This is a genomic window from Lutibacter litoralis, from assembly GCF_014646675.1.
Lineage (GTDB): Bacteria > Bacteroidota > Bacteroidia > Flavobacteriales > Flavobacteriaceae > Lutibacter > Lutibacter litoralis.
In genome coordinates this window covers 1-270 of record NZ_BMNS01000023.1, presented here as the reverse complement: position 1 = coordinate 270, position 270 = coordinate 1, and the positions used below count along the sequence as shown (strand labels likewise).

The window sequence follows — 270 nt, the reverse complement described above, 5'->3', positions numbered from 1 at the left end:
TCGGGTTGTGTCGCCAGACGCATTGCCCGGTAGCTAAGTTCGGAATCGATAACCGCTGAAAGCATCTAAGCGGGAAGCGAGCCCTGAGATGAGTCTTCCCTGATACTTTAAGTATCCTAAAGGGTTGTCGGAGACTACGACGTTGATAGGTCAGGTGTGTAAGTGCTGTGAGGCATTGAGCTAACTGATACTAATTGCCCGTGAGGCTTAACCATACAACACCCAAGGGGTTTTGATGGACTCGAAGCAAGAACAGAATTGAATGTGTAG

The 270-nt window shown here is 48.5% G+C and carries 1 rRNA gene (only partly in view); it reads left to right on the top strand.

From position 1 onward, the window contains the following. Nucleotides 1–215, top strand: a 23S ribosomal RNA gene (locus IEW75_RS15660); its annotated part reaches 1,028 nt to the left of the window's first position; the annotation flags it as partial. Nucleotides 216–270 lie beyond the last annotated feature (55 nt).